The 26,315-nt window shown below is 59.1% G+C and carries 25 protein-coding genes and 1 pseudogene; 11 read left to right on the top strand and 15 right to left on the bottom strand.

The window, feature by feature from the left end:
• The first annotated feature begins 49 nt into the window (after positions 1-49).
• From hacA to BW921_RS00435, 5 genes and pseudogenes are all read left to right on the top strand, one after another.
• Positions 50-1,306 carry a homoaconitase large subunit gene (gene hacA, locus BW921_RS00455; protein ID WP_148688120.1) on the top strand — a complete coding sequence of 419 codons (1,257 nt, stop codon included), beginning with the start codon at positions 50-52 and terminating at the stop codon, positions 1,304-1,306.
• Between the two features lie 456 nt (positions 1,307-1,762).
• Complete coding sequence (locus tag BW921_RS00450; protein WP_148688119.1) at positions 1,763-2,551, top strand: METTL5 family protein; 789 nt, start codon at positions 1,763-1,765, stop codon at positions 2,549-2,551.
• 101 nt (positions 2,552-2,652) lie between these two features.
• Positions 2,653-3,369, top strand: a complete 717-nt coding sequence (locus tag BW921_RS00445; RefSeq protein WP_148688118.1) for an aminotransferase class V-fold PLP-dependent enzyme — start codon at positions 2,653-2,655, stop codon at positions 3,367-3,369.
• 56 nt (positions 3,370-3,425) lie between these two features.
• Positions 3,426-3,677, top strand: a pseudogene (locus BW921_RS08040) (aminotransferase class V-fold PLP-dependent enzyme); the annotation flags it as partial.
• Positions 3,589-3,837 (top strand): aminotransferase class V-fold PLP-dependent enzyme, encoded by a 249-nt coding sequence (locus BW921_RS00435; protein WP_148688116.1) that lies wholly within the window; start codon positions 3,589-3,591, stop codon positions 3,835-3,837. The pseudogene BW921_RS08040 and the gene BW921_RS00435, both read left to right, overlap by 89 nt.
• 2 nt (positions 3,838-3,839) lie before the next feature.
• Here the strand turns inward: BW921_RS00435 and BW921_RS00430 are convergent, their stop codons facing one another.
• Genes BW921_RS00430 through BW921_RS00420 form a run of 3 tightly spaced genes read right to left on the bottom strand, consistent with a single transcriptional unit; the run spans position 3,840 to position 8,157 of the window.
• A complete protein-coding gene (locus BW921_RS00430; protein ID WP_210400466.1) occupies positions 3,840-6,803 on the bottom strand; it encodes a helix-hairpin-helix domain-containing protein in 2,964 nt (987 codons plus the stop codon).
• 20 nt (positions 6,804-6,823) lie between these two features.
• A complete protein-coding gene (locus BW921_RS00425) occupies positions 6,824-7,465 on the bottom strand; it encodes an endonuclease V (protein ID WP_148688114.1) in 642 nt (213 codons plus the stop codon).
• Positions 7,462-8,157 (bottom strand): RNA 2'-phosphotransferase, encoded by a 696-nt coding sequence (locus BW921_RS00420; RefSeq protein ID WP_088336395.1) that lies wholly within the window; start codon positions 8,155-8,157, stop codon positions 7,462-7,464. The genes BW921_RS00425 and BW921_RS00420 overlap by 4 nt, the downstream gene beginning before the upstream one ends.
• 75 nt (positions 8,158-8,232) lie before the next feature.
• Between BW921_RS00420 and atwA the strand changes: the two genes are divergently transcribed.
• The 3 genes from atwA to BW921_RS00405 are packed head-to-tail and all read left to right on the top strand — an operon-like array spanning position 8,233 to position 11,170.
• Complete coding sequence (gene atwA / locus BW921_RS00415; RefSeq protein ID WP_148688113.1) at positions 8,233-9,831, top strand: methyl coenzyme M reductase system, component A2; 1,599 nt, start codon at positions 8,233-8,235, stop codon at positions 9,829-9,831.
• 5 nt (positions 9,832-9,836) lie between these two features.
• Positions 9,837-10,361 (top strand): methanogenesis marker 9 domain-containing protein, encoded by a 525-nt coding sequence (locus tag BW921_RS00410; protein ID WP_148688112.1) that lies wholly within the window; start codon positions 9,837-9,839, stop codon positions 10,359-10,361.
• On the top strand, positions 10,358-11,170 hold the full coding sequence (locus tag BW921_RS00405; protein WP_148688111.1) for a metallophosphoesterase: 813 nt from the start codon (positions 10,358-10,360) through the stop codon (positions 11,168-11,170). Before BW921_RS00410 ends, BW921_RS00405 begins: the two co-directional genes overlap by 4 nt.
• On the opposite strand, the gene BW921_RS00400 is transcribed toward BW921_RS00405, so the two are convergent.
• Genes BW921_RS00400 through BW921_RS00390 form a run of 3 tightly spaced genes read right to left on the bottom strand, consistent with a single transcriptional unit; the run spans position 11,154 to position 13,650 of the window.
• Positions 11,154-11,471: a winged helix-turn-helix domain-containing protein gene (locus tag BW921_RS00400; protein ID WP_148688110.1), complete on the bottom strand. Its 318-nt coding sequence runs from the start codon at positions 11,469-11,471 to the stop codon at positions 11,154-11,156. The two genes, BW921_RS00405 and BW921_RS00400, sit on opposite strands and share 17 nt — an antisense overlap.
• Positions 11,472-12,980 carry a radical SAM protein gene (locus tag BW921_RS00395; protein ID WP_168168597.1) on the bottom strand — a complete coding sequence of 503 codons (1,509 nt, stop codon included), beginning with the start codon at positions 12,978-12,980 and terminating at the stop codon, positions 11,472-11,474. It abuts the gene before it with no gap.
• Between the two features lie 28 nt (positions 12,981-13,008).
• Positions 13,009-13,650 carry an SAM-dependent methyltransferase gene (locus BW921_RS00390; RefSeq protein WP_168168596.1) on the bottom strand — a complete coding sequence of 214 codons (642 nt, stop codon included), beginning with the start codon at positions 13,648-13,650 and terminating at the stop codon, positions 13,009-13,011.
• 26 nt (positions 13,651-13,676) lie between these two features.
• Here BW921_RS00390 and BW921_RS00385 point away from each other — a divergent pair, with 26 nt between their 5' ends.
• Complete coding sequence (locus BW921_RS00385; RefSeq protein ID WP_168168595.1) at positions 13,677-14,519, top strand: hypothetical protein; 843 nt, start codon at positions 13,677-13,679, stop codon at positions 14,517-14,519.
• 69 nt (positions 14,520-14,588) lie between these two features.
• Here the strand turns inward: BW921_RS00385 and hisC are convergent, their stop codons facing one another.
• Complete coding sequence (hisC, locus tag BW921_RS00380; RefSeq protein ID WP_148688106.1) at positions 14,589-15,767, bottom strand: histidinol-phosphate transaminase; 1,179 nt, start codon at positions 15,765-15,767, stop codon at positions 14,589-14,591.
• A complete protein-coding gene (locus tag BW921_RS00375; protein WP_148688105.1) occupies positions 15,728-16,444 on the bottom strand; it encodes a DUF1614 domain-containing protein in 717 nt (238 codons plus the stop codon). The genes hisC and BW921_RS00375 overlap by 40 nt, the downstream gene beginning before the upstream one ends.
• Positions 16,445-16,519: 75 nt before the next feature.
• Between BW921_RS00375 and BW921_RS00370 the strand changes: the two genes are divergently transcribed.
• On the top strand, positions 16,520-19,246 hold the full coding sequence (locus BW921_RS00370; protein ID WP_236953753.1) for a valine--tRNA ligase: 2,727 nt from the start codon (positions 16,520-16,522) through the stop codon (positions 19,244-19,246).
• Positions 19,247-19,715: 469 nt separating this feature from the next.
• Here the strand turns inward: BW921_RS00370 and BW921_RS00365 are convergent, their stop codons facing one another.
• The 7 genes from BW921_RS00365 to BW921_RS00335 form a co-directional block, all read right to left on the bottom strand.
• Positions 19,716-20,594, bottom strand: a complete 879-nt coding sequence (locus tag BW921_RS00365; protein WP_148688103.1) for a hypothetical protein — start codon at positions 20,592-20,594, stop codon at positions 19,716-19,718.
• A gap of 36 nt (positions 20,595-20,630) precedes the next feature.
• The gene (dapB, locus tag BW921_RS00360; RefSeq protein WP_148688102.1) at positions 20,631-21,458 is read right to left on the bottom strand and encodes a 4-hydroxy-tetrahydrodipicolinate reductase; all 828 of its coding nucleotides are present in this window, start codon (positions 21,456-21,458) and stop codon (positions 20,631-20,633) included.
• On the bottom strand, positions 21,455-22,492 hold the full coding sequence (locus BW921_RS00355) for a hypothetical protein (RefSeq protein WP_148688101.1): 1,038 nt from the start codon (positions 22,490-22,492) through the stop codon (positions 21,455-21,457). The genes dapB and BW921_RS00355 overlap by 4 nt, the downstream gene beginning before the upstream one ends.
• 12 nt (positions 22,493-22,504) lie before the next feature.
• The gene (locus tag BW921_RS00350; protein WP_148688100.1) at positions 22,505-23,248 is read right to left on the bottom strand and encodes a hypothetical protein; all 744 of its coding nucleotides are present in this window, start codon (positions 23,246-23,248) and stop codon (positions 22,505-22,507) included.
• Complete coding sequence (locus BW921_RS00345; protein ID WP_148688099.1) at positions 23,245-23,628, bottom strand: hypothetical protein; 384 nt, start codon at positions 23,626-23,628, stop codon at positions 23,245-23,247. Before BW921_RS00345 ends, BW921_RS00350 begins: the two co-directional genes overlap by 4 nt.
• Positions 23,629-23,645: 17 nt before the next feature.
• A complete protein-coding gene (locus BW921_RS00340; RefSeq protein ID WP_148688098.1) occupies positions 23,646-24,500 on the bottom strand; it encodes an NAD+ synthase in 855 nt (284 codons plus the stop codon).
• A gap of 120 nt (positions 24,501-24,620) precedes the next feature.
• Positions 24,621-25,424, bottom strand: a complete 804-nt coding sequence (locus BW921_RS00335; RefSeq protein ID WP_168168593.1) for a DUF1002 domain-containing protein — start codon at positions 25,422-25,424, stop codon at positions 24,621-24,623.
• Positions 25,425-25,456: 32 nt separating this feature from the next.
• Here BW921_RS00335 and BW921_RS00330 point away from each other — a divergent pair, with 32 nt between their 5' ends.
• Positions 25,457-26,281, top strand: coding sequence for a P-loop NTPase (locus BW921_RS00330; protein ID WP_148688096.1), 825 nt, complete (start codon positions 25,457-25,459; stop codon positions 26,279-26,281).
• Positions 26,282-26,315 lie beyond the last annotated feature (34 nt).

Below are 26,315 nucleotides of genomic sequence, written 5' to 3'. Positions count from 1 at the left end.
CCCGATCCTTTTTCAACTGCCGCCCGGGGGCGGCCGGGGGTCGAGCACCGTGGGGAAGACGATGGCCGAGAAGATACTGTCCCGAGCGTCCGGGGAGGACGCCGAAGCGGGGGATATCGTCGTCGCCAACATCGATGTTGCGATGGTCCATGATATCACGGGTCCGATCACAGTTCAGCGGTTCGAGGAGATGGGAGTCGAGCGCGTGTGGAATCCGTCCAAGATCGTCGTGTTGTTCGACCATCAGGTGCCAGCGGACTCCGTGGAAGCCGCGGAGAACCACAGGATGATGCGGGAGTTCGTCGAAGAACAGGGTATCGAGCACTTTTACGACGTTCGGGAAGGTGTCTGTCACCAGGTTCTCCCCGAGAAGGGTCACGTGCGTCCTGGGGACGTGATCGTAGGGGCCGACTCCCACACCTGCACCCACGGAGCTCTCGGAGCCTTCGCTACCGGGATCGGTTCCACCGACATGGCGGCGGTCTTCGCGACCGGTAAGCTGTGGTTCCGTGTCCCGGAAACGTACCGCGTAGAGATTACGGGAGAACTTCAGGAGGGTGTGTACGCTAAGGACGTCGTGCTCAAGGTGACGGGAGAAATCGGTGCCGACGGCGCGACGTACATGGCGATCGAGTACCACGGCGAGGTCGTCCGAGAAATGTCCGTATCGGACCGTATGTGTCTGTGTAACATGGCGATCGAAATGGGGGCGAAGACGGGGATGATCCCGCCCGATGAGAAGACGTTCGAGTACGTCAAGAAGCGTGCGGGTACGGAAGGGCGCCCGGTTGAGCCAGACCCAGACGCCCGGTACGAGGCCGAGTTGACCTTGGACGTGAGTGACCTCGAGCCGCAGGTCGCGAAGCCGTTCTCTCCGGACAACGTGGTGCCCGTGGGGGAAGTCGAAGGTATCGCGATCGACCAAGTCTTCATCGGTTCCTGCACCAACGGTCGGTACGAGGACCTGAAGGTCGCGGCGGAGGTACTTGAAGGCGAGGAAGTCCACGACGACGTCCGGCTGATCGTCATCCCGGCGTCGAGGGAAGTCTACGACCGGGCGCTCAAGGACGGCATACTCGAAGTACTCCACGAGTCGGGAGCACTGATCTGCCCGCCGAACTGCGGTCCGTGTCTGGGTGGTCATATGGGGGTTCTCGCGGAAGGCGAGCGGTGCGTGGCGACGTCCAACAGGAATTTCCCTGGTAGGATGGGACACCGTGAGTCGGAAGTGTACCTGGCCAGCCCGGCGACGGCCGCCGCTAGCGCTATCGAGGGTGAGATCACTGACCCTCGTTCCTACCTCTAGGGTACATCCGTGAAGATCCTATCGATCCGACCGCGGGCGCTCCCCAACAACATCCTCTTCCACCGTATGAACCCTGAGCCGCGTAACCCTGTCGATCGAACTATGATCCCTACTTCGGAGGTAGTAGGTACCCCCGGTAGTACAGCGTTCGGGTGACGCGCTCGATCGACGAATCTTCATACACCCGAACTCTTCTCTCCAGTTTGAACGGGAGACCAGACCCCATCTCCCTGGATAAATTCAGGTTACCGTGATCCCGACGAGCGCGTCGATCACAGCCGAATACCGAACCTGAGTACTACACTGCCAATGACTCCGCTCGGAAAGATCCCGTTCGCCCGGGCCGTCGGATCCTTCAACGCTTCTTGAGGCATTAATTCGTACGACCGCCGCCCCGCGGCTGCCAGGTACCTTAAATTCCGTCCGTTTTAATCTCTCGGCGCCGGGTGACCGCGAATGGGAAGGTCAGAGCGCTCGATACCGGTGCTCTTACCCTTCCTCGAAGATCCTCTCACCATGTCCCCTTCGCGTGTAATAATTCCCAGCACCAGGTACATCATGGAAGTAGTTCGCGACCTTCGTGCTCCGTGGAGAGGAGAGATCCTCGATGCCGGAGCGGGTTGCGGATCTTTCGCCCTGACGGTGGCCGCCCTCGGTCCTTACACCGTGTACGCCGTGGAACCGGATCAGGAGCACTCCGCAGCTTTGTCGGCCAACATCTCCGCGAATCGGGACGTCCTTCTGGGTGACGTCCTCCCGCTGGAATGCGGCATCGAAGATTTTAGACGTCCCGTCGACGAGGTGCTGACAGATCCCCCGTGGGGACCCCGTAGCGGCATCTCCAGAACACCCGATCTCGAGTTCGTGCTGTCGTTCCTGGACACCTGTGTGGACGTCTTGCGTCCGAAGACGGGTCGTCTTGTGACGAGGTGTCCGCCAGAGTTCATCGACGATATCGTGAACCACATGTCGGAGCGAGGATATCTCTTGGACAGGGTAAAACGACGTCATAAGGCGGCGGTGCTCGTACTCCGGTCGGAGGACCATCGGGACTACTATGACGATCGTGAGAGCGCCGTCGCAGCGGCCGGTGGCCAGGTGTTAGTCGCCTGGGAAGGTGGAGAACTCGACCCGGAAGCCGACTGGTACTCCCTCGTCACCCCTTACGAAAGTGGTTGGCACGTCTGGGAGGTCCCTAACACGAACAGGGTACGTGAATTCTTGAAGGGCTTCCTCAAAGGATAGTGAGTACTCGACTCGGGTGTCAAAGACGTCTGATAGCGATGTGTTTTCGGTGAAGCAACGACTTTGAACCAACGGTTAAAGGTCGGCCGAGGGGGAAAGCATTGGGTCTGGATGAAATCGTGAACGGGTTTCCACTCAAGGAGGAATGGGTGTACCTCGACAACGCTGCCACGTCGCTGAAGCATGAACGTGTTATAAGAGCCATGGAAAGAGCCTTACGGGAGTTCGGCGTGAACGTGGGTCGCGGGGCGCATCCCCCGGGCGAGCGTGCCACCGAGGAGTTCGAGCGCGCTAGGGATATCGTCGCCTCGTTCCTCGGAGTTGAGCCGGAGTGTCTCGCCTTCACGCTGAATACGACCCACTCGATCCATTACGTGCTAGCTTCGATCCGATGGGAGAAAGGCGATGTCGTCGTTACCACGGCCCTCGAGCACCACTCGAACCTGGTGCCGTGGCTGAAGTTCTCCGAGACGTTCGGGTTCGAAGTCGAGGTGGTAGGGTTCAACCGGGAAAACGGTGAAATTGACATGACCGAGCTGGAGACCGTGGTCGACGACGACACACGTCTGATCGCCATAACTCACGAGAGCAACGCTCTGGGTTCGTTGCAGCCCGTGGACGAGATCTTAGAGCTCGCCGAAGAGTTCGGCGCGTACGTGCTGCTCGACGCGGCCCAGTCGTTGGGCCACATGGATCACGATTGGTCGAGGTATCACTTCATAGCGGCACCCGGCCATAAGGGCCTCCTGGGACCTCATGGTACTGGAATCCTTTACGTTCGAGAGGACGTGATGGAGGAGCTGGAGCTACGGCTCTAGGTGGAGGGTCGACGGACTACGTAACCAGAGATTTCGAGGTCGTCACCAGAGAACCTCCACTCTCCTTCGAATCCGGAACGCCGAACCTCCCGGGTGTGATAGGACTGGCGGAAGGCGTCAAGATCCTGGAGGAAGTCGGGTTGGACCGCGTAGAGCGGAGTATCCGCAAGGTTACCGATCGGATCCTCAACGGATTAGAAGAGATCGAAGGGGGTCGAGATTCTAGCACCCGAGGCGGAGAGGAAGGCCATCGTCCCGTTCCTCGTCGACGGCGTGGATCACGCAGAGGTAGGCAAAAAGCTCAGTGAGCGGAAAATCTGTGTGCGAACGGGGAGGCACTGTGCGAGCTTGGTGTTCGAGAAGCTCGGGCTCGACGGTTGTGTTCGGGCCTCGGTGGCGTTCTACAACGACATCGAGGAAGCGGAGATGTTCCTGTCGGCTATGGAGGACATAACACGCGGGTCGTGAGATCATCCTCGGAGCTTCCTCCTGATCCTCTCCCTCCTCGACCTACGCTCCTCCACGTATCGTTTGCCCGCGGTCCGGATTCGCTTGGCGAGCTTCGGCCCGACTCCGTCGACCTTCATCAGGTCGGATTTTTTGGCCGTCAGCACCCGGTAGGGGCTGCCGAATTCCTCGACGAGTCGGTCGGCCAGCTCCGGACTGACCCCTTTGACGTCTAAGAGTGCCTTCCAGGCCGGGTCCGCTTGAGCCTTGATCTCCTTGACCAAACTCAATCCGACGCCCGGAACTTTCACCAACTCCGATACGGGTGCTTCCTTCACCTTAGTCCAGGTATCGAAACGCTCCAGTAGCCGCTCCGCTTTCTCCACACTCATCCCTCGTACCTGGAGCATAGTTTCCGGGATACTCTTGATACGCGCGATCTTACGATCGGAGAGGCCGAGCTCGCGCAGTGCTTTCACCGGTGCCTTCCGTACGGCGGAGACGGAACCGTATCTACGCTTGAGCTCGTACGCGGTGTCCACGTCCAGGCCCTTATTCACCAGGCTACGCAGGCCCAGGATCCTCGCGATCTTGGCGTCGCTGAGGCCGAGTTCGCGTAACTCGTCCGGAGTGGCTTCTTCTTGGACTTTGGAGACCGACCCGTACCGTTTCAGCACGCGCTCCGCTTCAACCGGTGTGAGACCGGCGTCTCGTAGGGTCTTATAACCCGGTACGAGCCTGGCGACGGCCTCGTCGCCTATACCAGGGACCTCCAGCAGCTTCGATACTTCGGCGTTCTCGGCCAGTTTTCCTACCTCACCCGCGGATCCGAAATACTCGATCAGCCGGCGAGATCTCCCCTCACCGACCTTACGCTCGAGCCACTCCTTCCATTCTTCCTCCGATCGCTCCTGGCGGCCGGACTTTCTGCGACTTTCTACGCGCTCCCTAGCGGCGTACACGACGCGTTCCGCGAGTTCTTCACCCAGTCCTTTCACTTTCTCCTCGAGTTCCTCTGGATTCATGGAAGCCAATCGCTCGAGGTCGTAATCCACTGCCTCGAGTATCCGCTCGGCGAGTTCCGGTCCGACCCCTTCGATGTTCAAGAGGAACTTGAACTCCGGTCCCTTGATCTCAGCTGCGGCCTTCGGAGTCGCACCGAGCTCGAGTAGATCGTCGTAAGATAATCGACGACCGATCTCCTTCAGCGAACCGTACTGCTCGTAGAGTTCCGCGGCGGTCTCGAGGTCGAAGGCCTCCCGGAGCTTCTTAGGTACTCCTTTAATCTCGGCGATTTCGTCGTCGGAGAACCCGAGTTCGCGCAGCTCCTCTACGGGTAGACTTCGAACCGCGGACGCGGATCCGTACTTCCGCTTTAGTTCGTCGGCCTTTTCTAAATCCCCTACTACGCTCTCGAGGGTCTTTAGACCCTTGAGCTCCCGGATTTGGGCGTCGGTGAGGCCGTCCTCGCGCAACTCTTCGACGCCGGCCTCACGGACCTTGGAGTAGCCGCCGTACTTCTTGAGCAGACGCTCCGCCCGCTCCCGGTCGATGCCACGGATTGAGATCAGCGAAGCGTACCCCGGGACGAGACTGCGTAGGACGCGCTCGCCGACCCCTTCCACCGAGGCTAGCTTCTCGATCTCGAACTCGCGGGCCAGCTGCTTGACGCGTTCGGGGTTTCCGAAGGCGCGTAAGAGACGCTCCGCAGTCTTCCTACCCACACCTCCCTTCTTCGTGAGCTCTGCCAGCTGTATCTCGACGGCGGCCCGGTAAGCCTCCTCGGATAGCCTTCCTTCCTCGTGCATTTGATCTATCTCCTTCAAGTCGGTAGCCAAAATACCGGCGATCGATTCGAAGTTCTCGATGAGCTCGTCCGCGGCGTCGGGGCTGAGACCGTGCTCGTCGATCAGTGTCGCCAGGGTGCGGTTGATGGACTTGGCCTCCTCGAGTGTCAGGTCGGGGCACACGTCCTTGAGCGTCCGGTACGGAGTGGTAGAGATCATTGAGATGGACCCGTCGAAAGTCCTTGCGAGACACAGTGCCGCATCCTCACGGATCCCGTAACGGTCCTGGAGCTTGAGCGCACACTCGACGATCCGCTGCTCGAGGTACCTTCTCATGATGTCGCGCTTATGTTCGACGATCCACCGTCTAGTCAACGGACGACGTAAGTACCTCTCCGAGAGCTCCTCCAGGCGCTCGTATAGTTCTTCGAGAATTCGATCCCGGCGCTTAACGTGTCGCTCGGCCGTACGCTCGTCGTACTCGATGTTCACGACGACTCGAGACCACAGGCTGTAGATACCGCTGCTCTCCGGATCCTTCTCACCCTCGACTTCCGAAACCGAGAGCCCGAGCCGTCTCGCGATTTCGTCGTGTGGGGTCCATGGGTTCTCCCTGAGGATCTCGAGTATGCGCTCCTCCTTCTCGTTGATCGGGACGTCGTACCGTTCGATCAGTCGCTCGAACTCGCCGGCCATCTCAGGTGGCACCTCGTCCACGGTTATGGGCATTAGGTCGACGCGCCCGTATCGTACCAGGATCCGGTACAATGCCGGCTGGAGTGGGTTGCGTTTCACAGCACGCACCTCTATGGCAGGAACGTCTTCCTCGTCGATATTCAAGGCCTTGGCGATCGCCTTCCAGCCACGCCTGTACACGATCGCGTAGCGAGCCGGTGAACCGCCCGTGGACAGGCGTTGAACTCGTTCATCGAAGTTAACACCACGAACTATGACGTTTTGATACCTATCTTCTGTCGGATCTATCGAGCAGGCGTACGATCCCGTGAGAAGGATGAAATTCTGGTGAAGCTCTAACAGCTCCTCGTCGTCCTTTGCGCTAGGAGACCTCTCTATCAAGTAACGGGTGGCCAGAACGCCGTCGTAAGCCTTGACACCTTTGAGGAACGTCTCGCGTTCTTCCTCGAACTCTCGCTCCGAGCCCACGAACTCAGCGTCGTACACCAGAGCCACGACCTTCACCCTCTACCCGTAATGCTCCTCTACGCACGTGAGAGCAGATCAGCCAGACGCAGCGGCTCTGGCCACTTTCCTACTCGGGTGAGGCGTAACGTCCATCTCACGGCGTCCTCGAGGTTACACCGATGACCAGGGCTCACTACTACGGGTCGGGCTTCGGCGTCGGTTCGTACGAGGTAGCCGACTACCTCCCTTCTATGTACGAGAGGTGCGGTATCTCCCACCCTTCTTGGTTCCTCCTTCGACCTACCCACGAGCGGACGTCGCGCTACCCCTATCGTCGGGACGTTTAGGGCTACCCCGAGGTGGGAAGCGAGACCGGCACGCCTGGGATGGGCTATGCCGTGACCGTGGACGAACAACAGATCGAAGTCCAGGCCTTCGAGGGCCTTCAGGGCGGGCGGACCCTCGCGGAACGCGAGGAACCCGGGCTCGTATGGGACGCTCGTAGTCCCTTGGACCACCCGACGGTCAACCACTTCGTAGGTTTCGGGGTCCAAAACCACCGCGGCGGCCTTGTACTCTTCACCACGGTAAGAGACGTCCACCCCGGCGACGGCGTCCACGTCGTCGAGCGGTTCCAGTCGGACTTCACGGGCTACTTTCCGCTGAATTTCTACGCGCTCCTTCTCGGTGTCGGCCTCGAACCATTCAGTGCTTTTCACTCTCGGCGGACCTCCTTGGGGTTCCGGATCACGCGAGTGATGCAGTCCGGAGGTATCGTGCCTTCCACCACGTAGACGCTCTTACCAGCTTTCCTGGGAACCAACCCATGCCGTCTTAGTCGCTCCGTGTCAATGACGAGTATCACCGGGTTTCGGGTGTGACGGAGCGCCGTGATCAGGGCCTCACGCTCGTCGTCCGTCAAGTGCACCGCACGTCTACCCATCGGCTTGATCCCGTGCTGAAGTATGGACTCTAGGTTCTCACGCGCCGTGCCGTGGTACAGTCCCTTAACGTTCTCGGCTTCGGGGAGCGTCGGCCTGACGTTGAGACGCTTCGAGTGACCGTACCTAGCCCGAATACGGCCATGTTCGTCGATCTCGAACCGGCCCTTGGGGCAGGTCTCCACGACCGCGATGATGTGCTCTCCAGTGAGCCAGCGATAGTACTCGCGGTTCTTCCAGTACTTCTTGATCCGCTCCGCCAGCTCGTGTACGTCGCAGTCCGTGAAACCCTCCTCGTCGAGTTTCACCTTCACCTCCTCAGGAAAGTGCCGGAGGATACCCGAGAGGAGTTTGCTGAGCGCGAGCCTTCGCCGCCCGTCCAAAAACTCCTCGGTGCGCCGACCACACCGCTCGCACGTGTATCTTTCCGTGTACTTGCCGCACTCCGGGCACACCCGGACGGGTTTCAAGGACCTCACCCCGTTCGGACAACCTAATAAGATGTTGAAGTGTCTCTTCCGGCGACGAGATGGGGGGAACCAACGGTGTCGTGGGTAATCCACGTGGAGGACTTAGTCAAGGAGCTCGAGGATTTCCGCTTAGAGATCCCGGAGCTCGAGATCGAGGAAGGCGAAGTCCTCGGAGTCCTCGGAGAAAGCGGCGCAGGTAAGTCCGTCTTCATCCACGCGCTGAAGGGATTGGACGACTACGAGCCCGACGAAGGAAGCATTCTCTACAGGGTGGGAATGTGCCCAGAATGCGGCTGGGTAGAGCGTCCGGAGTTCATCGGTGAGCCATGTCCTAAGTGTGAGAAGGGAGAACTGGAGGAGGAAGTTGTCGACCTGTGGGGACTCTCGGACACGGAGCGCCGTAGATTCCGTAAAAGAATCGCCATCATGTTCCAGCGAACCTTCGCCCTGTACGAGGAGCAAACTGTCCTCGAGAACGTCATGGAGGCGCTCGAAGAGTCGGGCTACTCGGGAGAGGAAGCCGTACAGCGTGCGGTGGATCTCATCGAGATGGTACAACTCGAGCACCGCATCACGCACCTAGCGCGAGATTTGAGCGGTGGCGAGAAGCAGCGTGTGGTGTTGATTCGGCAGTTGGCAAAGAAGCCGATCGTGTTCCTGGCTGATGAACCTACCGGTACCTTAGACCCGGAGACCGCGGACATCGTGCACAAGGCTCTCCGTGAAGGTGTGAAGGAAGAGGGCATCACCATGGTGATCACGTCCCACTGGCCCGAGGTTATCGAAGACATCTCCGATAAGGTCGTGTGGCTGGAGGACGGGTGTGTGAAGGAGGTGGGTAAACCCTCCGAGGTCGTCAGCAAGTACCTGGAGCTCGTGGAAGAGGTTGAGCGGGAAGAGGTGGAGGTCGGAGAGGACATCATCCGAGTTAGGGACGCCAAGAAGTACTACTACTCGATCGAGCGTGGTGTCGTGAAGGCCGTGGACGGAGTCTCACTGGACGTGAAGGAGGCCGAGATCTACGGGATCGTCGGAAGGAGCGGAGCAGGCAAGACCACGCTGGCGAAGATCCTCGCGGGTGTGCTGGAGCCGACCGACGGCGAGGTGTACGTGCGGGTGGGTGACGACTGGGTTGACATGACCGACCGTCGTGAACGGGGTCGAGCGAAACGGTACATCGGGATGCTGCACCAGCAGTATACGCTCTATCCACACCGCACCGTGCTGGAGAACCTTACTAAGGCCATCGGTATCGAGCTGCCGGACGAGCTCGCCAGGATGAAGGCCGTTCACGTCCTGAAGGCGGTCGGGTTCGACGAGAAGAAGGCTGGTAACATCTTGGACAAGTACCCGGATCAGCTCTCAGAAGGCGAGAGGCACCGAGTGGCACTAGCTCAGGTACTCATCAGGGAACCACGTATACTAATCCTCGACGAGCCGACGGGTACCATGGACCCGATCACTATGCGCAAGGTCGCGAAATCGATTTTGAACGCCAGGAAGGAGATGAACCAGACGTTCGTGATAGTCTCGCACGACATGGACTTCGTTCTCATGGTTTGCGACCGTGCTTCACTGATGCGGGATGGAAAATTCGTTAAAACCGGAGATCCAGAGGAGATCATCCGCGAACTGACACCCGAAGAGCGGGAGGAAATGATTCGACAGGAGTGATAGGTATGAACGCTGTTAAGGAAGGTTGGCCAGACGCCCCGTCGCACGTGTGTCGTGGAGGACCCCCGGAAGCGCTCGCCTTCTGCTGCCCACCCGTAAAACCTTGTCCGATCTTTCACGCGTTAGACGAGGCGGACCTAGATCCAGAGGAATACGTACGGAGGAAAAAGGAATTCGCGAAGAAGACCCCGCTGGGTTCTGGGAAGAACACGTGCTTCGGTGGTTTAGTATGGTGTTGCAAGATCACCAAGCCGTGTCCGTTGCGGGACTCGACGCTGCAGCGCATCGGAATGAGTCCTGAGGAGTACATGTGGTGGAAGAAGAAGCTGTCGGAGTACCTCCTTGGAAAGAAGGATCTGGAGGAAATCCTACGGGAGACCAAGGAATCCGAGCCGGATGACAAGACCGTCGAGGCTGTGGCGGAGGCTGCCGGAGTATCGGAAGAAGAGGCGAGACGTGCGTTGGAGGAGGCGGACGGAGACCCGGTGAGAGCCGTGAAGCTGTTGAAGTCATGGGGCAAGGGTGATTGAACGCCAAGATCGTTCACATTTCCGACCTCCACATTTCACCGTACCGAAAGAGCTGGAACCCCAAGATTTTCTATCATGGTATCGATCAAGTTAACGAGATCGGACCTGATGTGGTCATTGTCACCGGTGATCTCACCGACAACGGGGTAGTCCGCGAGTACGAGGAGGCGTCCTTGCTGCTTGAAAAGATAGAAGCACCAGTGGTCCCCGTCCCTGGCAACCACGACGCGAGAAACCTCGGATGGATGATCTTCGAAGACGTGTTCGGAGACCGATACAGGGTCGAGCGTATCTCGGCCGATCTTTACGTGGTAGGGTTGGACTCGTCGGAGCCGGACGTCGATTACGGCCAGCTCGGAAGAGAACGACAGGAATGGTTGGAAAAGATCCTTGGACGCATTCCGGACAGCGCTTGCAAGTGCGTCGCGATGCACCATCACTTGCTCCCTGTACCGGGTGCGGGTAGGGAGAGGAACGTGCTCGTGGATGCCGGCGAGATGATCAACCTCTGTATCAAGTACGGTGTTGACCTAGTCCTGTGTGGTCACCGACACGTGCCGTTCGCGGCGAAGGTGGAGGATACCGTGGTGGTGAACGCAGGCACGTTCTCGGCTACCAAGCTCCGTGGGTACAGCAGGAACTCTTTCAACGTGATCGAGTTCTCGGAGGACGCCGTCATCGTCAACCTGTACGAAATAACGACGGAGCGCAAACTGGAGCTAGCCCGATACAAACCGGTGGTCGAGGGAGGAGAGTACCGCCTAATGCGCGTTAAGGGAATATCGGACATCCTCAGAGAATCGGCTTGAGGTCCTTCTCACGGACCTCCTTTACGGCCCGCTCGTACTCCTCGACCAACTTACGGCCGAAGTCCGTGAGTGAAGCCCGGCCGCCCTCGGGTCCTCCCCTCTCAGTTCTGACGACTTTGCGACCGAACGCCCTCTCGAGGGCCTCGATGCTCCTCCTGGCGTACCCGTACGACCAGCCCAGCCGCTCCGCCGCTTTTTTGACAGTTCCCTCCTCGGAAATTGCCTTCAGCAGTGCGTACCGGCCTGGACCCATCACGGGTCGTCCGTCCGCGCAGATGAACACTTTCACACGACACTCCATCTACCCTAACACCGCCTCCACGATTTCTCTCGAGCACCACCTGAGGGCAGATTTGAAGATCTTCCGACGTCCGTACCACGTCAGCGCTCGGATCGCCAACTTCACCAGTGGCCCGTGTCCGTTGGCTCGAGCGTATTCCTCGTATAGCTCCGGCAACCACTTCAGGTCGTGGTCGACGCACTTCAAGATGATCTCCCAGTGCGCCTCGGTGAGTTTTTTCGGGGTGAAGAAATCGTGATCGCTCAGTCTGGATTCGCCGATCGGCACGAAAAACAGCGGCACGATGAAGCTCTTGTAATCCCGCAATCGGTCCAAGAGTTCGACTGTCATCATGACGTCGTCCTCGGTCTCACCCGGTAGTCCCAAGATGAGGGTTCCGCAAGGCACCCAACCATGATCGTTCATGATCCCGAACGCTTGCTCGACGACGTCTGGCCACTCCTCCACCTTGTATGGGGCCACCTTCCCAGGCATGTGCTCGGCCATCAACCTCGGACTGCCTGTTTCCACACCTACTTGTGCTCCCATCCAGGGTATGAGCTCACCCACACCCGCCACCTCCGAGATTTCCCCTAGCCTCTCGTCGAACTGACAGACAGTCGAAAGTGCTACGTGACTAACGCTGACGCGTTTAACTCCCGGTTGATCCATTACGGCCGAAAACAGCTCCAGCACCGCTTCGACGTTCGGCCGCCACCCGTCCGCCTTGTATCGCAATACGTCCTCCGCGTGGAGTAATATCTCCTCATGGCCTCTGCGTACGTTAACGTCGACGTCTTCCAGGATCTTACTTAGTGGGAAACTCCTGAGCTCGCGCATGTCCGGACTGCAGAACTTGCATCCGCGACCGCAGCCACGGGCCACCTCGACGATTCCGTTGGTAGTAGGGTTGACAATGGTTGGTATATCCTCCGCCGCTACCGGCTCGCCGCGGACGATCTCGGGACCGCGGTCCCCCTCCTCAATCCTGCGTACGACCTCTCCGACCACGTACTCCCCTTCACCCATTATCAGGAAGTCGATTCCGAAGCGTGGGAACGTCTCGGCGACCTGCCAAGCGCCCGGTCCTCCCATGAACACTCCGAACTCGTAGCGATCCTTTAGCTCGCGGATTCTATCCATGAGGTCCTCGAAGCACACCTTCATGTACGCCGGCTTACCGGAGAAGGACGTGAAAGTCGTCGTAGCCGGACCCATCCCCTGGGGATCTATCTCGGAAATTCCGACCGCGATGGTGTCCTCGTCGATGGCTTTGTGAACGGCATCCGGGTGGACCACGGTCACGTCGTAACCTTCCCGACGCAGCTGCGCCTCGATACGCCGTATACCCAAGGGGGCTTCCTTAACTTCCCCAGTTTCCCCGTCGTACTCGACGCTTGGGCAGAACACCGAGAAGTATAGCCAGTCGGGTATGATACCCTTCGGTACGCAGGCACTGAACCCCATGAACATGCCGCCGCGGTAATTGCTGGCCAGCGTACGATCCATTGTCAACACGACTTCCGCCAAGGTCTCTTCCCCCCTCATACCGTGATCGTTACCTTAACGTGGGTTTCGAACTAGCATGATCCGGCTCGAATATCGCCACCGTGAACTCGGAAAAGTCCCGTAACGAGTGCAGTTCGGTCGCGAGACGCTCGTCCGGGTACCATAATCGCTCTCCAGCGATCACTTTTACGTTTAGGCCCGTCGACTCAATGACTTCGACGACTTTCGCCGGTCGAACCTTACCGAACAGTACCGCTGTGGTACGACCGGCTCCTAGGTTCTCTACGACCTTTTTAACGTCCTTCCCGCTGTGAAGGTTGACGTGCGCTTCGACCTCGTGAAAGCCCAGACCGAACCGGGCCGTCAACGCCTGCAGTGAGGATACCCCCGGCACGATTTTGACGTCGTCAAAAAGTAACGACGCCAGCCTCCCGACACCCATGTAGGTCGGATCGCCTCTGGCGATCACCACCGGATCGTTGTCCGCGTACTCCGTCAGCGTCTCCCGAACGGAACCGTCCCAGACAACTATCTCCTTGTCGGAGAGGTCTATCTCCGCCTCGATCCTGAATCCGTCGATCTCTCGGAGCATCGACTCACTACTGATCAGTAGATCCGCTTGCAAGATTCGTTCGATCGCCTCGACCGTCAGAAACCTCGCCGGATTCGGACCGACCCCGACTATCTGCACCGGAAGCCCCTTGGGGGATCTCGACCGTGACGCGCTTAAGCCTGCCGACATCACGTCACTGCGAGGGGTGTCCTGGGGCCGAAGGGGAAGGTCCTCACCATCCGACGCTCGAGTTGACCACATCCTGTCCGTACAAGTGCCCTCATTGCTACGCACGCTACGCGAAGAACGTGGGTATGGTCGTGAAACCGGGACTGTACGGGGAACCCCGTGGGTGCCTTACAGTCTCTCAGTACGGGGAACCCACGGTCCTCGGGAGAGAATTGATCGATATCCTGGAAACTGTCCGAGAGGCCGGACTTTTCGACAGGATAGACCTCCAGACCAGAGGATACAGACCCGATCTGGCCCCGGAGCTGTCGGAGATCTGTGACCTGGTGATGGTGAGCATCGACGTCACGTGTCCCGACGTTTATCGGCGCCTCCACGGTGTAGGGCCCGAAAGGACGCTGCGATTCGCCGAGAACACGGACTGTCCCGTGGTCCGTTCACTGTACCTACCCGGTATCAACGACGACCTGCCCCAGGGGCTCGCCAACACCGAGATAGAACCCGCTGAGGTCTTCGTACAACCCCTGATACCCTTCGGGAAGAAATCCGTAGAGAGACTCAAACGGATCGGCTTACGGGACCATTACAACGTGGTCGGATCCCTGCTGGACTGGGCCGAGAAGTTCGAAGAGCTCGGATTCGACGTCAGATTCCCAGCGTGCTGGGTTGACAGTCTCGGAAGGCTCGAGGAGAGAATGGAGGACGAGCTGGGATTCGTCGACCTCCGGAGCGTCCGGTACTCCCCGAATCCCGGCACTCCAGCCCCTGAACGACGTTTCACACCTCTACACGAGCTACTCGATGAATTAGTGCGCTAAGCAACTCAGAGTGCCGTAGCTGCGACTTATGTGCACGGATCGTAGTGTCGCTTACTACGGCGCGTTGCGTCACTCCTCGAGCAGCACTTCTTTCACGACTTCTATGAACCTTCGATCCTCCTCGAGCGTGCCGGTAGACACCCGGACGTAAAACGGCTCTATACCCTCGAAGCTGGAACAGTCGCGTACTATTACGCCATGCTTCAGGAGCTCTCCCGTGAATTCCGACGCGTTCATTCCGGTGTCGGAAACGTCCACCAGGAGGTAGTTGGCCTCCGAGGGGAACGGTGTTAACCGATCTAACTTCCGGAGTTCCCGGTACAGGTACTCTCGACTCTCTATCATTAACCGTACGGACTTCTCGACGTAGTCCCGATCGCGGAACGTGGCCTCGGCTGCGGCCGCACTAGGTCTAGTCAGGCTGAACACGGGTTTGATCCGGTGTAAGTGCTCGATCAGCTCAGGATCGGCTATTCCGTAACCGACCCGGGCCCCGGCCAGGCCCAGCGCTTTGGAACACGTGCGCAGCACGAGGACGTTGTCGTACTCGAGCGCCAGCGGTGTGTAGTCGTGGTCGGCGAACTCGACGTAGGCGTGGTCGATCAAGACGACTCCGCGGCACTCCTCCACGACGTCCCTCACGACCCGCTCCCGGATCCGGTTGCCAGTGGGGTTGTTCGGGGTGCAGAGGTACACTAGACGCACTTTCCGGTCGAGGGCCTCGAACAGTGAGTCCTCGTCCAGCTTGAACCCCCGCTCCGGGTCGAAGCGGGGCTTCCTGACCTCGGCACCGCACGCCCGTGCGGAGATACCGTACTGCGAGAAGGTGGGTACGGGAATCACCACGGGGTCGCCCGGGTCGACGAGTACGCGCGTCAGCACGTCGATGATCTCGTCGGCACCGTCCCCACCGACCACTAGGTGCCCCCGCGTGACCTCCACTGGTTTTCCGGCGGGATAAGGGGGGTCCGCCAGGTAATCGATGATGGCTTCGTACAGGGACGGAGGTGCTAACGGCTCCGGGTACTCGTGAAGGTGTTCCAGCTCACGCTTCGCGGCCTTCACGGCTTTGGGTGAAGGACCCAGTGGGTTCTCGTTGGATCCCAGCTTCACTATCTCATCCGGTTCGATACCGTATTCCCGAGCGATCTCCTCCTTCGACTTGCCGGGAACGTACGGGTCGATGTTCAGCACGGCTTCCCGGATCCTCACGCTCCGGCCCCCGGTGAGAGGACGTACGCGATCCACACGGCGGTGAGACCCGTCACGAACACGGCGTCGAACGTGCCGGCCCCTCCGATACTGAGGACCGGCGCATCGCCCCAATTCACAGCCTTCCTCAGGTTGAGCAAGTCGGCCCCGATGAGCGTCCCGAGCGTACCGGCCACGTACGCGACGCTGGCGGCGCCGCCCTTAGCCGTCAGCAGGGCCACCGTACCGGCCACGGTCGCGGGGAGGAAGAACGGGACCGCAATACCGACCCCCGGTATGACTCGCGCGGTAGCGTAGGACACTACGGTGGTGACGGCGGTAGCCATCAGGTACTGGAGCCACAGGTCGAGGTTGGTGGCGATGAGGTACACCGAGACAGCGATAGGGATCAGACAGCCCCCGACGTTCACGGCGATCACGATCTCCTCGGAGCGCCGGACCGGTACCTGGTACGAGATACCCCAGAACCCGAAGGTCTCGTGTTGCACCGTGACTAGCTTGCGTATACGTTTGATCGGGACGTTGACCGCGCTCCCCACGATGGATAGGAGGGACAGTAGCAGTGCCGTCTTGGGTTCCAGTCCTAGGGCGTGGAAGAACCCGGGGATGCTCACGAAGTACAGGAATGTCATCAAAAACGACAGGAACAGCCAGGCCGATAGGAAGAGCAGGAAAGCCCTGGAGGTGGGTGAATGGATCACATGACCGTTCAACACCGTCACCCCATCGGGTGGCTCAGCCGGAACCGTGATATTTAGGCTCCCGGGGTCGTGCCGGGGGAGACGCCGGTGGAGGACTACGACCCGAAAGATGTCGAGCCGAAATGGAGAGAGCGGTGGCTGGAGGAGCGGAAGTACAAGTTCGAGGGCGGCGAGGACCGACCCGCGTTCGTAATCGATACCCCACCGCCGTACCCGACCGGAGAGCTGCATATGGGTCACGTGCTGAACTGGACCTACATGGACGTGGTGGCTCGGTACAAACGTATGTGTGGGTACGACGTGTTTTTCCCACAGGGCTGGGACTGTCATGGTCTGCCCACCGAGGTTAAGGTGGAAGAGATCCACGGGATCACGAAGCGAGACGTGCCTAGACAGGAATTCCGGAAGCTCTGCGAGGAGCTGACCTTAGAGAACATCCGGAAGATGCGAGAGCAGCTGATACAGCTCGGATGCTCGATCGACTGGTGGACCGACTGCATCGACTACGAGAACGAGGAGCTGAAGGAACTCGGTTCCTACGTGACCATGGACCCCGATTACATCCGACGCAGTCAGTACGGGTTTCTCGAGCTGCTCGAGAAAGGGTACGCGTACCGTGAGGAGCACCCCGTCAACTGGTGTCCTAGGTGCGAGACGGCGATCGCCTTCGCCGAAGTGGAGTACGTAACCCGAGAGACGTACCTCAACTACATCGAATTCCCCGTAGCCGACGGCGACGGTTCGGTGACCATTGCCACCACGAGACCCGAGCTGCTTCCGGCGTGCGTGGCGGTCGCCGTTCACCCGGACGACGACCGGTACAGTGATCTCATAGGGAAGAGGCTCGTGGTGCCCCTCCACGAGCGGTTCGGAGACCGGGACATCCCCTGGGAGGTTCCGGTCATCGCGGACGAGGAGGTGGATCCCGAGTTCGGAACGGGTATCGTGATGATCTGTACCTTCGGTGATAACCAGGACGTGGTTTGGGTCAAGCGGCACGACCTGCCGATCGTGAGGGCGATCGACGAGCAGGGTAAGATGACAGAGGTGGCGGGCGAGTTCGCCGGGATGGAGGTGGAGGATGCGCGTGCCGCCATCGTTGAGGCACTGAAGGAGGAGGGGTACCTGATCAAGCGCGAGAAGATCACGCAGAATGTCGGCGTCTGCTGGCGATGTAAGACTCCCATCGAGATCCTCGTCAAGGAGCAGTGGTTCGTGAAGGTCAGGGAGCTGGCCGAGGACGTCAAGGAAGCGGCACGGAAGATGGATTGGATACCGGAGCACATGCGCAAGCGTCTCGAGGACTGGACGGAATCAATGGACTGGGACTGGTGCATCTCTCGGCAGCGGATATTCGCGACGCCGATCCCAGTCTGGTACTGCAAGGAGTGCGGTGAGGTGATCCCGGCGGAGAAGGACCAGCTCCCGGTGGATCCCACACGGGACGATCCGCCCGTGAACGAGTGTCCGAAGTGCGGGTGCTCGGAATTCGAACCGGAGACGGACGTGATGGACACCTGGATGGACAGCTCGATCACTCCCTTGGTGATCACCGGCTGGCCGGACGAGGAGCCGAACCTGCCGGTAGACCTCCGCCCGCAGGGTCACGACATAATCCGTACGTGGTTGTACTACACGACCGTACGAGCGTTAGTTCACGCCGACAGTGAACCGTTCAAGGAGATCCTAATCAACGGTATGGTGTTCGGCGAAGATGGGTACAAAATGAGTAAGTCCCGGGGTAACGTGGTCGAGCCCACCGAAGTGATAGAGGAGTACGGTGCGGACGCGCTCAGGTACTGGGCCGTGTCGTCCGGGGCGCCCGGATCGGACGTTCAGTATATGACGAAGACCATCAAGCGCGGTTATAGGTTTGCGAAGAAGATTTGGAACGTGTGCCGACTGGCTAGAGACCACATCGATGACGCACCGTCGGTGAACGATGTCGAGGAGAACTTGACACCGGCCGACAGGTGGATCCTCTCCAAGTTCCACCGACTTATAGACGAGGTGACGAGATATCTGGAGTCGGGGTATCGGTTCAACGACGCGATCAAGGCCATCGAAGAGTTCGCATGGGAGGAACTTGCCGACGACTACCTGGAGATGGCGAAGCTAAGGTTGTACCGGCCCGAGGAACTCGGTGAGGGTTCACGGGAAGCCGCCAGAGCGGTACTACGCCACGTATTGGAAGGTCTCCTGAGGTTGCTGGCACCGTTCATGCCGTTTGTGACGGAAGAACTCTACCACCGACTGTTCAATGAGAGCGTACACGACCAGGAGTGGCCTAAGACGAGCGAGAAATGGATCAAGGAAGGAGTCGAGGAAGTCGGTGAGATCCTCCGCGAGATCGTGACCGAAGTGAGGAAGGCGAAGACGGACGCCGGATTGAGGATGGGCGCGGAGTTCGAGGGCCTGACGGTACACGTTCAGGACGAAGAGCTGGCTGAAAGCCTCGAGAAAGCGGTCCCGGACCTCAAGAGCGCCACTCGTGCGGAAGAAGTCGAAGTAGAAGTCGGCGAGCCGGAATTGGAGAGGGTCCCGGTGAAAGTCGAACCGCGGATGGATGTCATTGGTCCGAGGTATAAGGAGCTCACACGGGATATCATCGAGTACGTGGAGAACAACCCGGAAGAAGTCGCGTCAGCGATCAAGGAAGACGGTAAAGTGGAGCTAAAAATCAGCGGGAAAGGAGTCGTGCTGGACGAGGAGTGCGTCGACGTGGAGTGGGAGCTGAGAGTTAAGGGAGGAGAGGGGAAGGCCGTGGAGATCAGGCCTGGCGTGGTCGTGGAAATCCTAGGTCTCTCCACGTAACTCCTTTCCGGATAACTCGATAACTGGACCGACTTTCGGTAATCCTCCGGCGGCGGTAGCGTGTACGTGCCGATCGGTGACACTTGCAGGCCGTCGGGCGTGCTGACGCTGAAACACGGGCCCACATTGCCGTGCCAGCGTGACGCTGGACCCTTCGCCCGCCCCGCTCGTTAGCGTGGGACGGTTCCGTCGAGTAGCCCCATTGGACCTCCATCCGGAACACGAGACCCTACAGCCGGCGACGCGATCGGTGACAGGTTTAAGCGCCTCCTTATATAAACATTCGATTAACACCAAAGCTCAACTTCACCGACCCGTCGGGTTTCACGACGAAGATCGCGACGGGTAGGTAGTTCCCGAAAAAGCAAACAATTCTCTCTACTATTGGAGATTCGTCTGGAGTTGTGGCATGGAGCAACCTGAGACGGAACCTATCCTAAAAAATGAGAGGTTAGTAAGGGGGCCACCTTTAGGCCGGAAGCTGGAAGGTGCACAGTGTAATCTCCGGCAGTGTCACCGGCAGCTTCAGTGGTGTAGTCGTCTCGTAGGTGATCGTCGGCGACAATTTCAGTGTCGACGCTGATAGGCTCGCTCCCAGGTAAGCGGTTACGGTCGCGTTGTCGATCAGTTCCTCCGACACGTTCACCGGTGTGAGTTCCAAATACGGTCCCTCGTAGTCCTCTGACGGGCTGACCTCTAGCTCGAACAGGTGCACGACGACTTTCAGCGCTCCGGTCAGCAGGTCTAGAGTGGCCTTGATGAACGGTTCCTCGGCCGTGTGCAGCAGCCGTAGAGCCACGCTGATGCAGGCTTTCACCGGGTCCTCCACGGTTTCGCTCCACTCACGATCGAGGTCCAGCTTTGGTACCTCGATATTGAGGACCGTCGCTGTCAGTTTGACACCACAGTCCTCTGCCAGCTCCGCGGTCACGGTCGGAATCTCCACTCCGGCCTCCAGTTTCACGCCTGGTAGTACCTCCTTACCGTCGATAGGCGCCACGATAGCGTTGATAGCACCCGCTAGGGCAGCCGTCAGGACGTCTGACAACAGGTCCTGTCCCTCGGCAACCAGCGAGTAGCCTCCGGCCAGAGTTAAGACCGCTTCTCCGTTCTTCAGGTCCACGGTGAAGTCCGCCTGAAGGCTCGGCGTCAGTTTCAGCGCCACCGTCTTGGGCGCCGACGCGGTAGCCTTCTGCTCGGTCTGCTGCTCCGTGGTTTGCGCCTGCTGTGACTGCTGCTCGCTGGCCTGTGTCTGCTGCTCGGTCACCGCTGCGACCTTGTCTTCCGCCAGTCCCGGAGCCGCCAGAGCCACCAGGGCGATGGAGAGGACTACCAACACGCGCCTCACACCTTCACCCCCCAAGCCGGAGCCGGAGTTCCGGGTTTATAACCCTTCCTCCCGTTTCCCGCCGAACAGTACGTCCCTCATCGAGTAAATCCCCGGAGGGGCCTCCACGACGAACTTCGCGGCTACCAAGGCTCCCTTGGCGAAGGCGTCACGTGAGAGGGCCCTGTGCGTGAGTTCGATCCTCTCGTGCTCGCCCAACGCCATGACGGTGTGATCGCCTACGACCTCACCTCCTCGAACTGCCAACACACCGATCTCGTCGTCATCACGTGGTCCTACGTTCCCCTCACGACCGAAGACCTTCTTTTCCTTACCCAGCTCTTCCTCTATGACTGCCGCCAATTCGAGGGCCGTCCCGCTCGGTGCATCCACCTTGTGCCGATGATGGATCTCCACGATCTCGAAATCGAACCCGTTGTTTCCGAGCACCCTAGCGAGCTGTCTTGTGAGCTCGAAGAGCAGGTTGACTCCTAAGGACATGTTCGCGGAGATCACGGCCGAAACTCCTGCTTCCTCGATCTCGTGTTCGAGCATCCTGAGGTCTTCACCTCTGAACCCAGTGGTACCAATTACGAGGTCCAACCCCGCATGGGCGGCTTTGGGCGCGTTCTCCAACGTCGCTTCACGGACTGTAAAATCGATCGCGACGTCCGCGTCCTTAGCGATGTTAGGTAAAGCGGCTGGAGGAGCGATTTCTACACCTGTCTCGCCCACTCCTATGAGCAGTCCCACGTCCCTCCCCAGGTGCTCGGAGGTGGGTGATGCGATAGCGCCTACCAGCTCGAGCTCTTCATCTTCTATCACCATCCGGCATATCCGGCGACCCATCCTACCAGTGGCCCCGAGGACGACGATCCCGATCACCTCCGCCTGCCCCCAACCACGAGCTTGTGGCGTTTGTACCTGGGTGAGAGCTCCCACTCCACACCCTTGAAGTCCTCAGGTGATGGTTTCAGGTATCGGAATTCGTCCTCGCTCCAAGCCTTTTCCATCGCTGAGGTGTGTACGGCTCCCACCACCACCGCGACACGATCGAAATCTTCGGTTACGTCGGCGATGCGGCTGAGCATGTACCACTCTCGAAACTCTAGGTGGAAGCGGACGAAGGTCTCCGAGGCCACGAGGGAGACGTTGGTGCGAATTTCTTCGCCGAGCCTCCTGAGCACGGGCTCGACTTCCTCGTACTCGAGGAAGAACAACTCACCGGTGGGTCCCAAGACGCGCTCGACTTCCGAAGTGTACTCGAACACGATAGGATCGCGGAGACACTCGGGATTTTTCCTAGACTTCTCGAGCTTCAAGGACGATGGCACGTCGACGGGGATCGCAGGGACACCTTCCCTTAAACAGTACACTAAAGCCCCGTAGAGGTCCCGGAACGGCCCCATGAGCATCTTAGTGGGTACCCGTGCCATCACCTCGATTCCGGCGTGCGGTAGCGGTGAGAGTGTGTAGTGGAGTGCGGTTTCCAGTCCAGCTGGACTGGTTTCCAAACACACAGCCTCTGGTTCCAGACGTTCCAGAGTCCGGTACACGTACTCGGCGACGCCACGTTTGTCGTGATGGATCGAAACGAAGGCCACCCGCGCCTCGTCGGGTTCCCGACTCTCACCCGAGTAGACATCTCGGATCACTCGCTCGTGGAATATTTGTGGGGCTAGCCACGGGCACAGGTCGAACTCCGTGTGCTCCCCCATCGGAAATCCGATCCGTTCGCAGGCCTTCCGGGCTGTTTTCAACACCCTCTCCTCTAGGTCAGGATGAGGGTCGAGTCTATCCACGCAGGCTCGGACGATCGCGTCCAGATCAGGTTGCCCGAAGTCATCCGTGAAATCTTCCAATTCCTCGTCCACTTTGCCTTCAATTAGAAACGAGGGGAGACGTTTGGACCTGAACAACGAGGGGCCCCCTCACGTTAGAGCGCTTAAGGCGGAGGAAAACGTCGGGAATAATATCAGCCGGCCTTCTAGTAGGTCCTCTCCCGATGATCTATCGGTGGGTGAATACGTGCCTCTGGGGATCACCTTAGTGCTCTTCGGAATCCAATCCAAAAATTCGGACACTAATCTGTTTCCTTTAATCCACTCCTCGATCAGTGCCAGCCGGACGAGGACCTCGTGCCAGTTCGTTCGTTGGGCCAGTGAGCCTATGGTCCTCACGTAGGGGAACTCGTTCCAGAGTAGTTCGCGGAGCGATTTGTAATCGGGTGGTAGCATGGTCCTCCCCTCCCTAAGCCCGAAGCGCCATAACGCTTCCCCGTGCTCGTAAACGTGGACGGTCACGTTCCCACCGACGCGTACCACTGGAACGTAAATTTCACGAGCACTGACGGCAGGGAGTCGCCAATCTTCCGCCGCCCGCTCGGGATCGTCCGTAACTATCACGACCCCACGCACTCGCGTGCGCAGCACCTTAGGACCTATGTGCGCCTCTTCCTCCGCGAGTGCGACGACGATGGTAGGATCATCGAGGGAATCTACTTCCTCCACTTCCGAGAATTCGACGCGATCCCTAAGCTCGACGCAGAACTCCCAAATGTCTCGGTTCACGCATGAAATTTTGATCGAAGATGGAAGTATCTCTACTATTTCCGCGAGGATATCCCAGGTCACGGCTGCTGGGTAGCTGTGAGATGCGAGAAGTGCGCCGATCAACTCTCCTCGCCCCCGAACGGGGCGGCGGGCCGTCTGGTGAGAACGTTGAATATACCAATGCCGAACGTCACCATCCCCACTCCTAGGGATCCGATGTATGTCCAGAGGATGATACCCCACTTGATGCGAGGATGGGAATAAAGGTGGAGGAGGGTATTCAGGGGAGTGATCACGCCGGCGGCCAGTATCAGTAGGAGCATCCCGAAGCTGGCCAGCGCACAGTCGAGGTCGTGGCGTCGCACGGCACGGATCGTGTGGTAGATGAGGATGAGTATCACTAGTGACGAAACGAAGATGCAGACCACCTGCTGGATTACCCATAGGCGCGCACCGAACTCACACCCGAACTCTAGGACCACTTCTACCTTCCGTGGTTCCATACAGATCGAACTCCCTCTCACCTCGGCATCGCAGGATCCTCGGGCTCTGGCAAGTCCAGACCAGGAGCAGGTCGTCGCTTGAACGAGGAACTTCGCACAAGGTCCAGGACTTTCTCAGCGTCTTTCTCCGTCACCTCTACCCCACGCTCCCCGAGCCAGTCGACAGCCTCCCGAATCTTCAAACCTTCGTCGACGAGCGCGTACAGGAGAGCATCGAGAGTAGGGTAATCGATCCCGAGTTCACCCTCATCCGTCTGGCCAGGCCAGAGTCGTGCCGAAGGTTCCTTCTCCTCCACAATACGCTCTGGTACGCCGAGATACTCTGCTATTATGTAAACCTGCGTCTTGTAGAGGTGCCTGATAGGGGCCACGTCGCAGGCGCCGTCTCCGTGAAGTGTGAAGTACCCAGTAAGCCACTCCGTACGGTTACCGGTACCCAGGACGAGACCGCCGAGCTTGTTCGCGAAATAATACAGTATGCACATCCGGACCCGTGGTTTGAGGTTAGCGTCGCTCTTACGGCTGAACGTGTGACAGGGGACGTATGAACCGGTGCCGAAGGCTCGCAGGACCTCGGTGACGTCGTGGACGTAGTACTCGACACCGAACCGTTCCGCAGCTTCCACGGCGTCTTCAACGTCCTCCCGCGGAGTGTCACGCTCCGGTAGTATCAGTGTCACCACGTTCTCGCGACCCAGCGCCTCGACCGCAAGTCCGAGGGTCGTAGATGAATCGACTCCGCCGCTCAAACCCACTACCGCGATCTCCCGACCAGCCTCCTCGAACTTCTCCCGGAGGAATTCTGCTATCTTGCTCACTTCCTCCTCAGGATTCACCTCGAGCTCCGGTATGATCGGCTCGTACTTTGCCATCGGTTGCCCCTCGGGACTCACCATAAAACTATCTCTTAAACACTTTTTCTTTGTTTCCTCCCGTTGAGCCCACATTGTCCTCGCGAAACTCTAAAGGTGTCGTCATTCGGGACAGGGAGGTTAGATCCAGTACGTCAGGAGTCTCTTGAAGAGCCACCACCAGGAATACTCTGCCCCTTCCTCGGCCAACTTCGCCGCTTGCGCGGCGTGAACCGCGGTTTCGGGCGGTAAGTTCACCCCGTAGACGTCCTCGACTTCGTTTTGAACGTCCCTCGCCTTCTGCGGATTGTCGGCACCTCGGAACACGCACACTGCGACTACGGTTACGGCCGCAGCTCGCCTTTGAGGATCGTCCCCGGCCTCCTTCACGGCTTCGAGCACCGCCTGGGAGAATCTAGCGTCACGTTCCGTGATCTCTACACCGGCCTCCCTCATGGCTTTGTACACTCCGGCGAGAGCCGCCTCGCCCGTGGCCTGAACGGGACTACGGATGGTCACGCAGCAAGGAGGTGCGCCTATCGACGCTAGGGCTTCGGCGTATGTCTCCGGTTTACATACCGTGATCTCGGGGCCCACGTAGATGCGGTACCCATCGACCTCCTGATAGCGCCGCGGTGGTTCGTCGTAAGGTGTGACTGCGGCACAGCTGTATATTTGGGATGGAGTGTATCTATGTCCGGTGACCTCCGCCGCTACTCGGTTGGTCTCTTCGGCCGTCACGATCGTTCTGTGGAACCTAGTCGGATCGACCCCAACCTCCTTAAACAGTTCTACCACGGTAGGACGCTCGGTCCTCCATGTGGTTTCTCCGTAAGTCACTGCGGGCCGTTCGATCGAACCACGTCCGTAGTTGACCTCGTAGTATCCGGCCGCCGGGAGGACTATAACGGCGATCACGAAGATCACTGCGATTTCCTTCCTCACGCATCTCACCCCGGATCGTGGGGCGACAGCGCTTGAAAAGGATCGCCGTCTACGGGAAGGGTGGGATAGGAAAGTCCACGATCGCGGCGAACGTGGCCGCGGCTTTGGCCGAAGAAGGTTATCTGGTCATGCTGGTAGGGTGTGACCCGAAGGCGGACTCGACCCTGACGCTCGCGGGACGTAGAATCCCAACGGTGATGCACGAGTACCGGAAGAAAGGGGAAGACCTCGAGCTCGAGGACGTTATCGTCGAAGGTGATTTCGGGGTCTTGTGCGTCGAGTCCGGTGGGCCGAAGCCCGGGGTCGGATGCGCGGGGCGCGGTGTGCTGAAGGCCCTCGAGATGTTGACTCGAAGTGGGGCGTTCGAGGACGTCGACGTGGTGATCTTCGACGTACTCGGCGACGTGGTGTGTGGTGGATTCGCCCTACCGATCCGCCACGGCTACGCGGATACCGTTTTCGTGGTCACGTCCAGCGAACCAATGTCCCTATACGCCGCTAACAACATCTGCCGCGGGATCGCCGAGTACGCAGATCGAGGTGGTGCGAAACTCGGGGGGATTGTCCACAACCGACGCTCCCGTGACTCAGATTCTAGCGTAGTGACGGAGTTCTGCCGGCGAATCCGGGCCGAGTTGATTTACGATCTTCCCTACATGAATGAGGTACGGAAGGCCGAGTCTCGGTATCGTACTGTGATCAGAGAGTTCCCGGACTCGGACGCGGCCGAGGCGTTCCGCGAGCTCGCGCACAGAATGCTCGAGACGGAAGGTGTCATGCCCAAACCGCTCGAAGAAGATGAAGTACTTGAACTTGCGGGCGTGATGCCCTGCACAAACCCTAGGAAGATAAAGTGAAGTTCCTCGACTGATCGTTCCGTAAAGACCTGGA

The sequence above is a fragment of the Methanopyrus sp. SNP6 genome (genome assembly GCF_002201895.1).
Taxonomy (GTDB): domain Archaea; phylum JAADCQ01; class Methanopyri; order Methanopyrales; family Methanopyraceae; genus Methanopyrus.
This window is presented reverse-complemented; position numbering and strand designations above follow the sequence as displayed.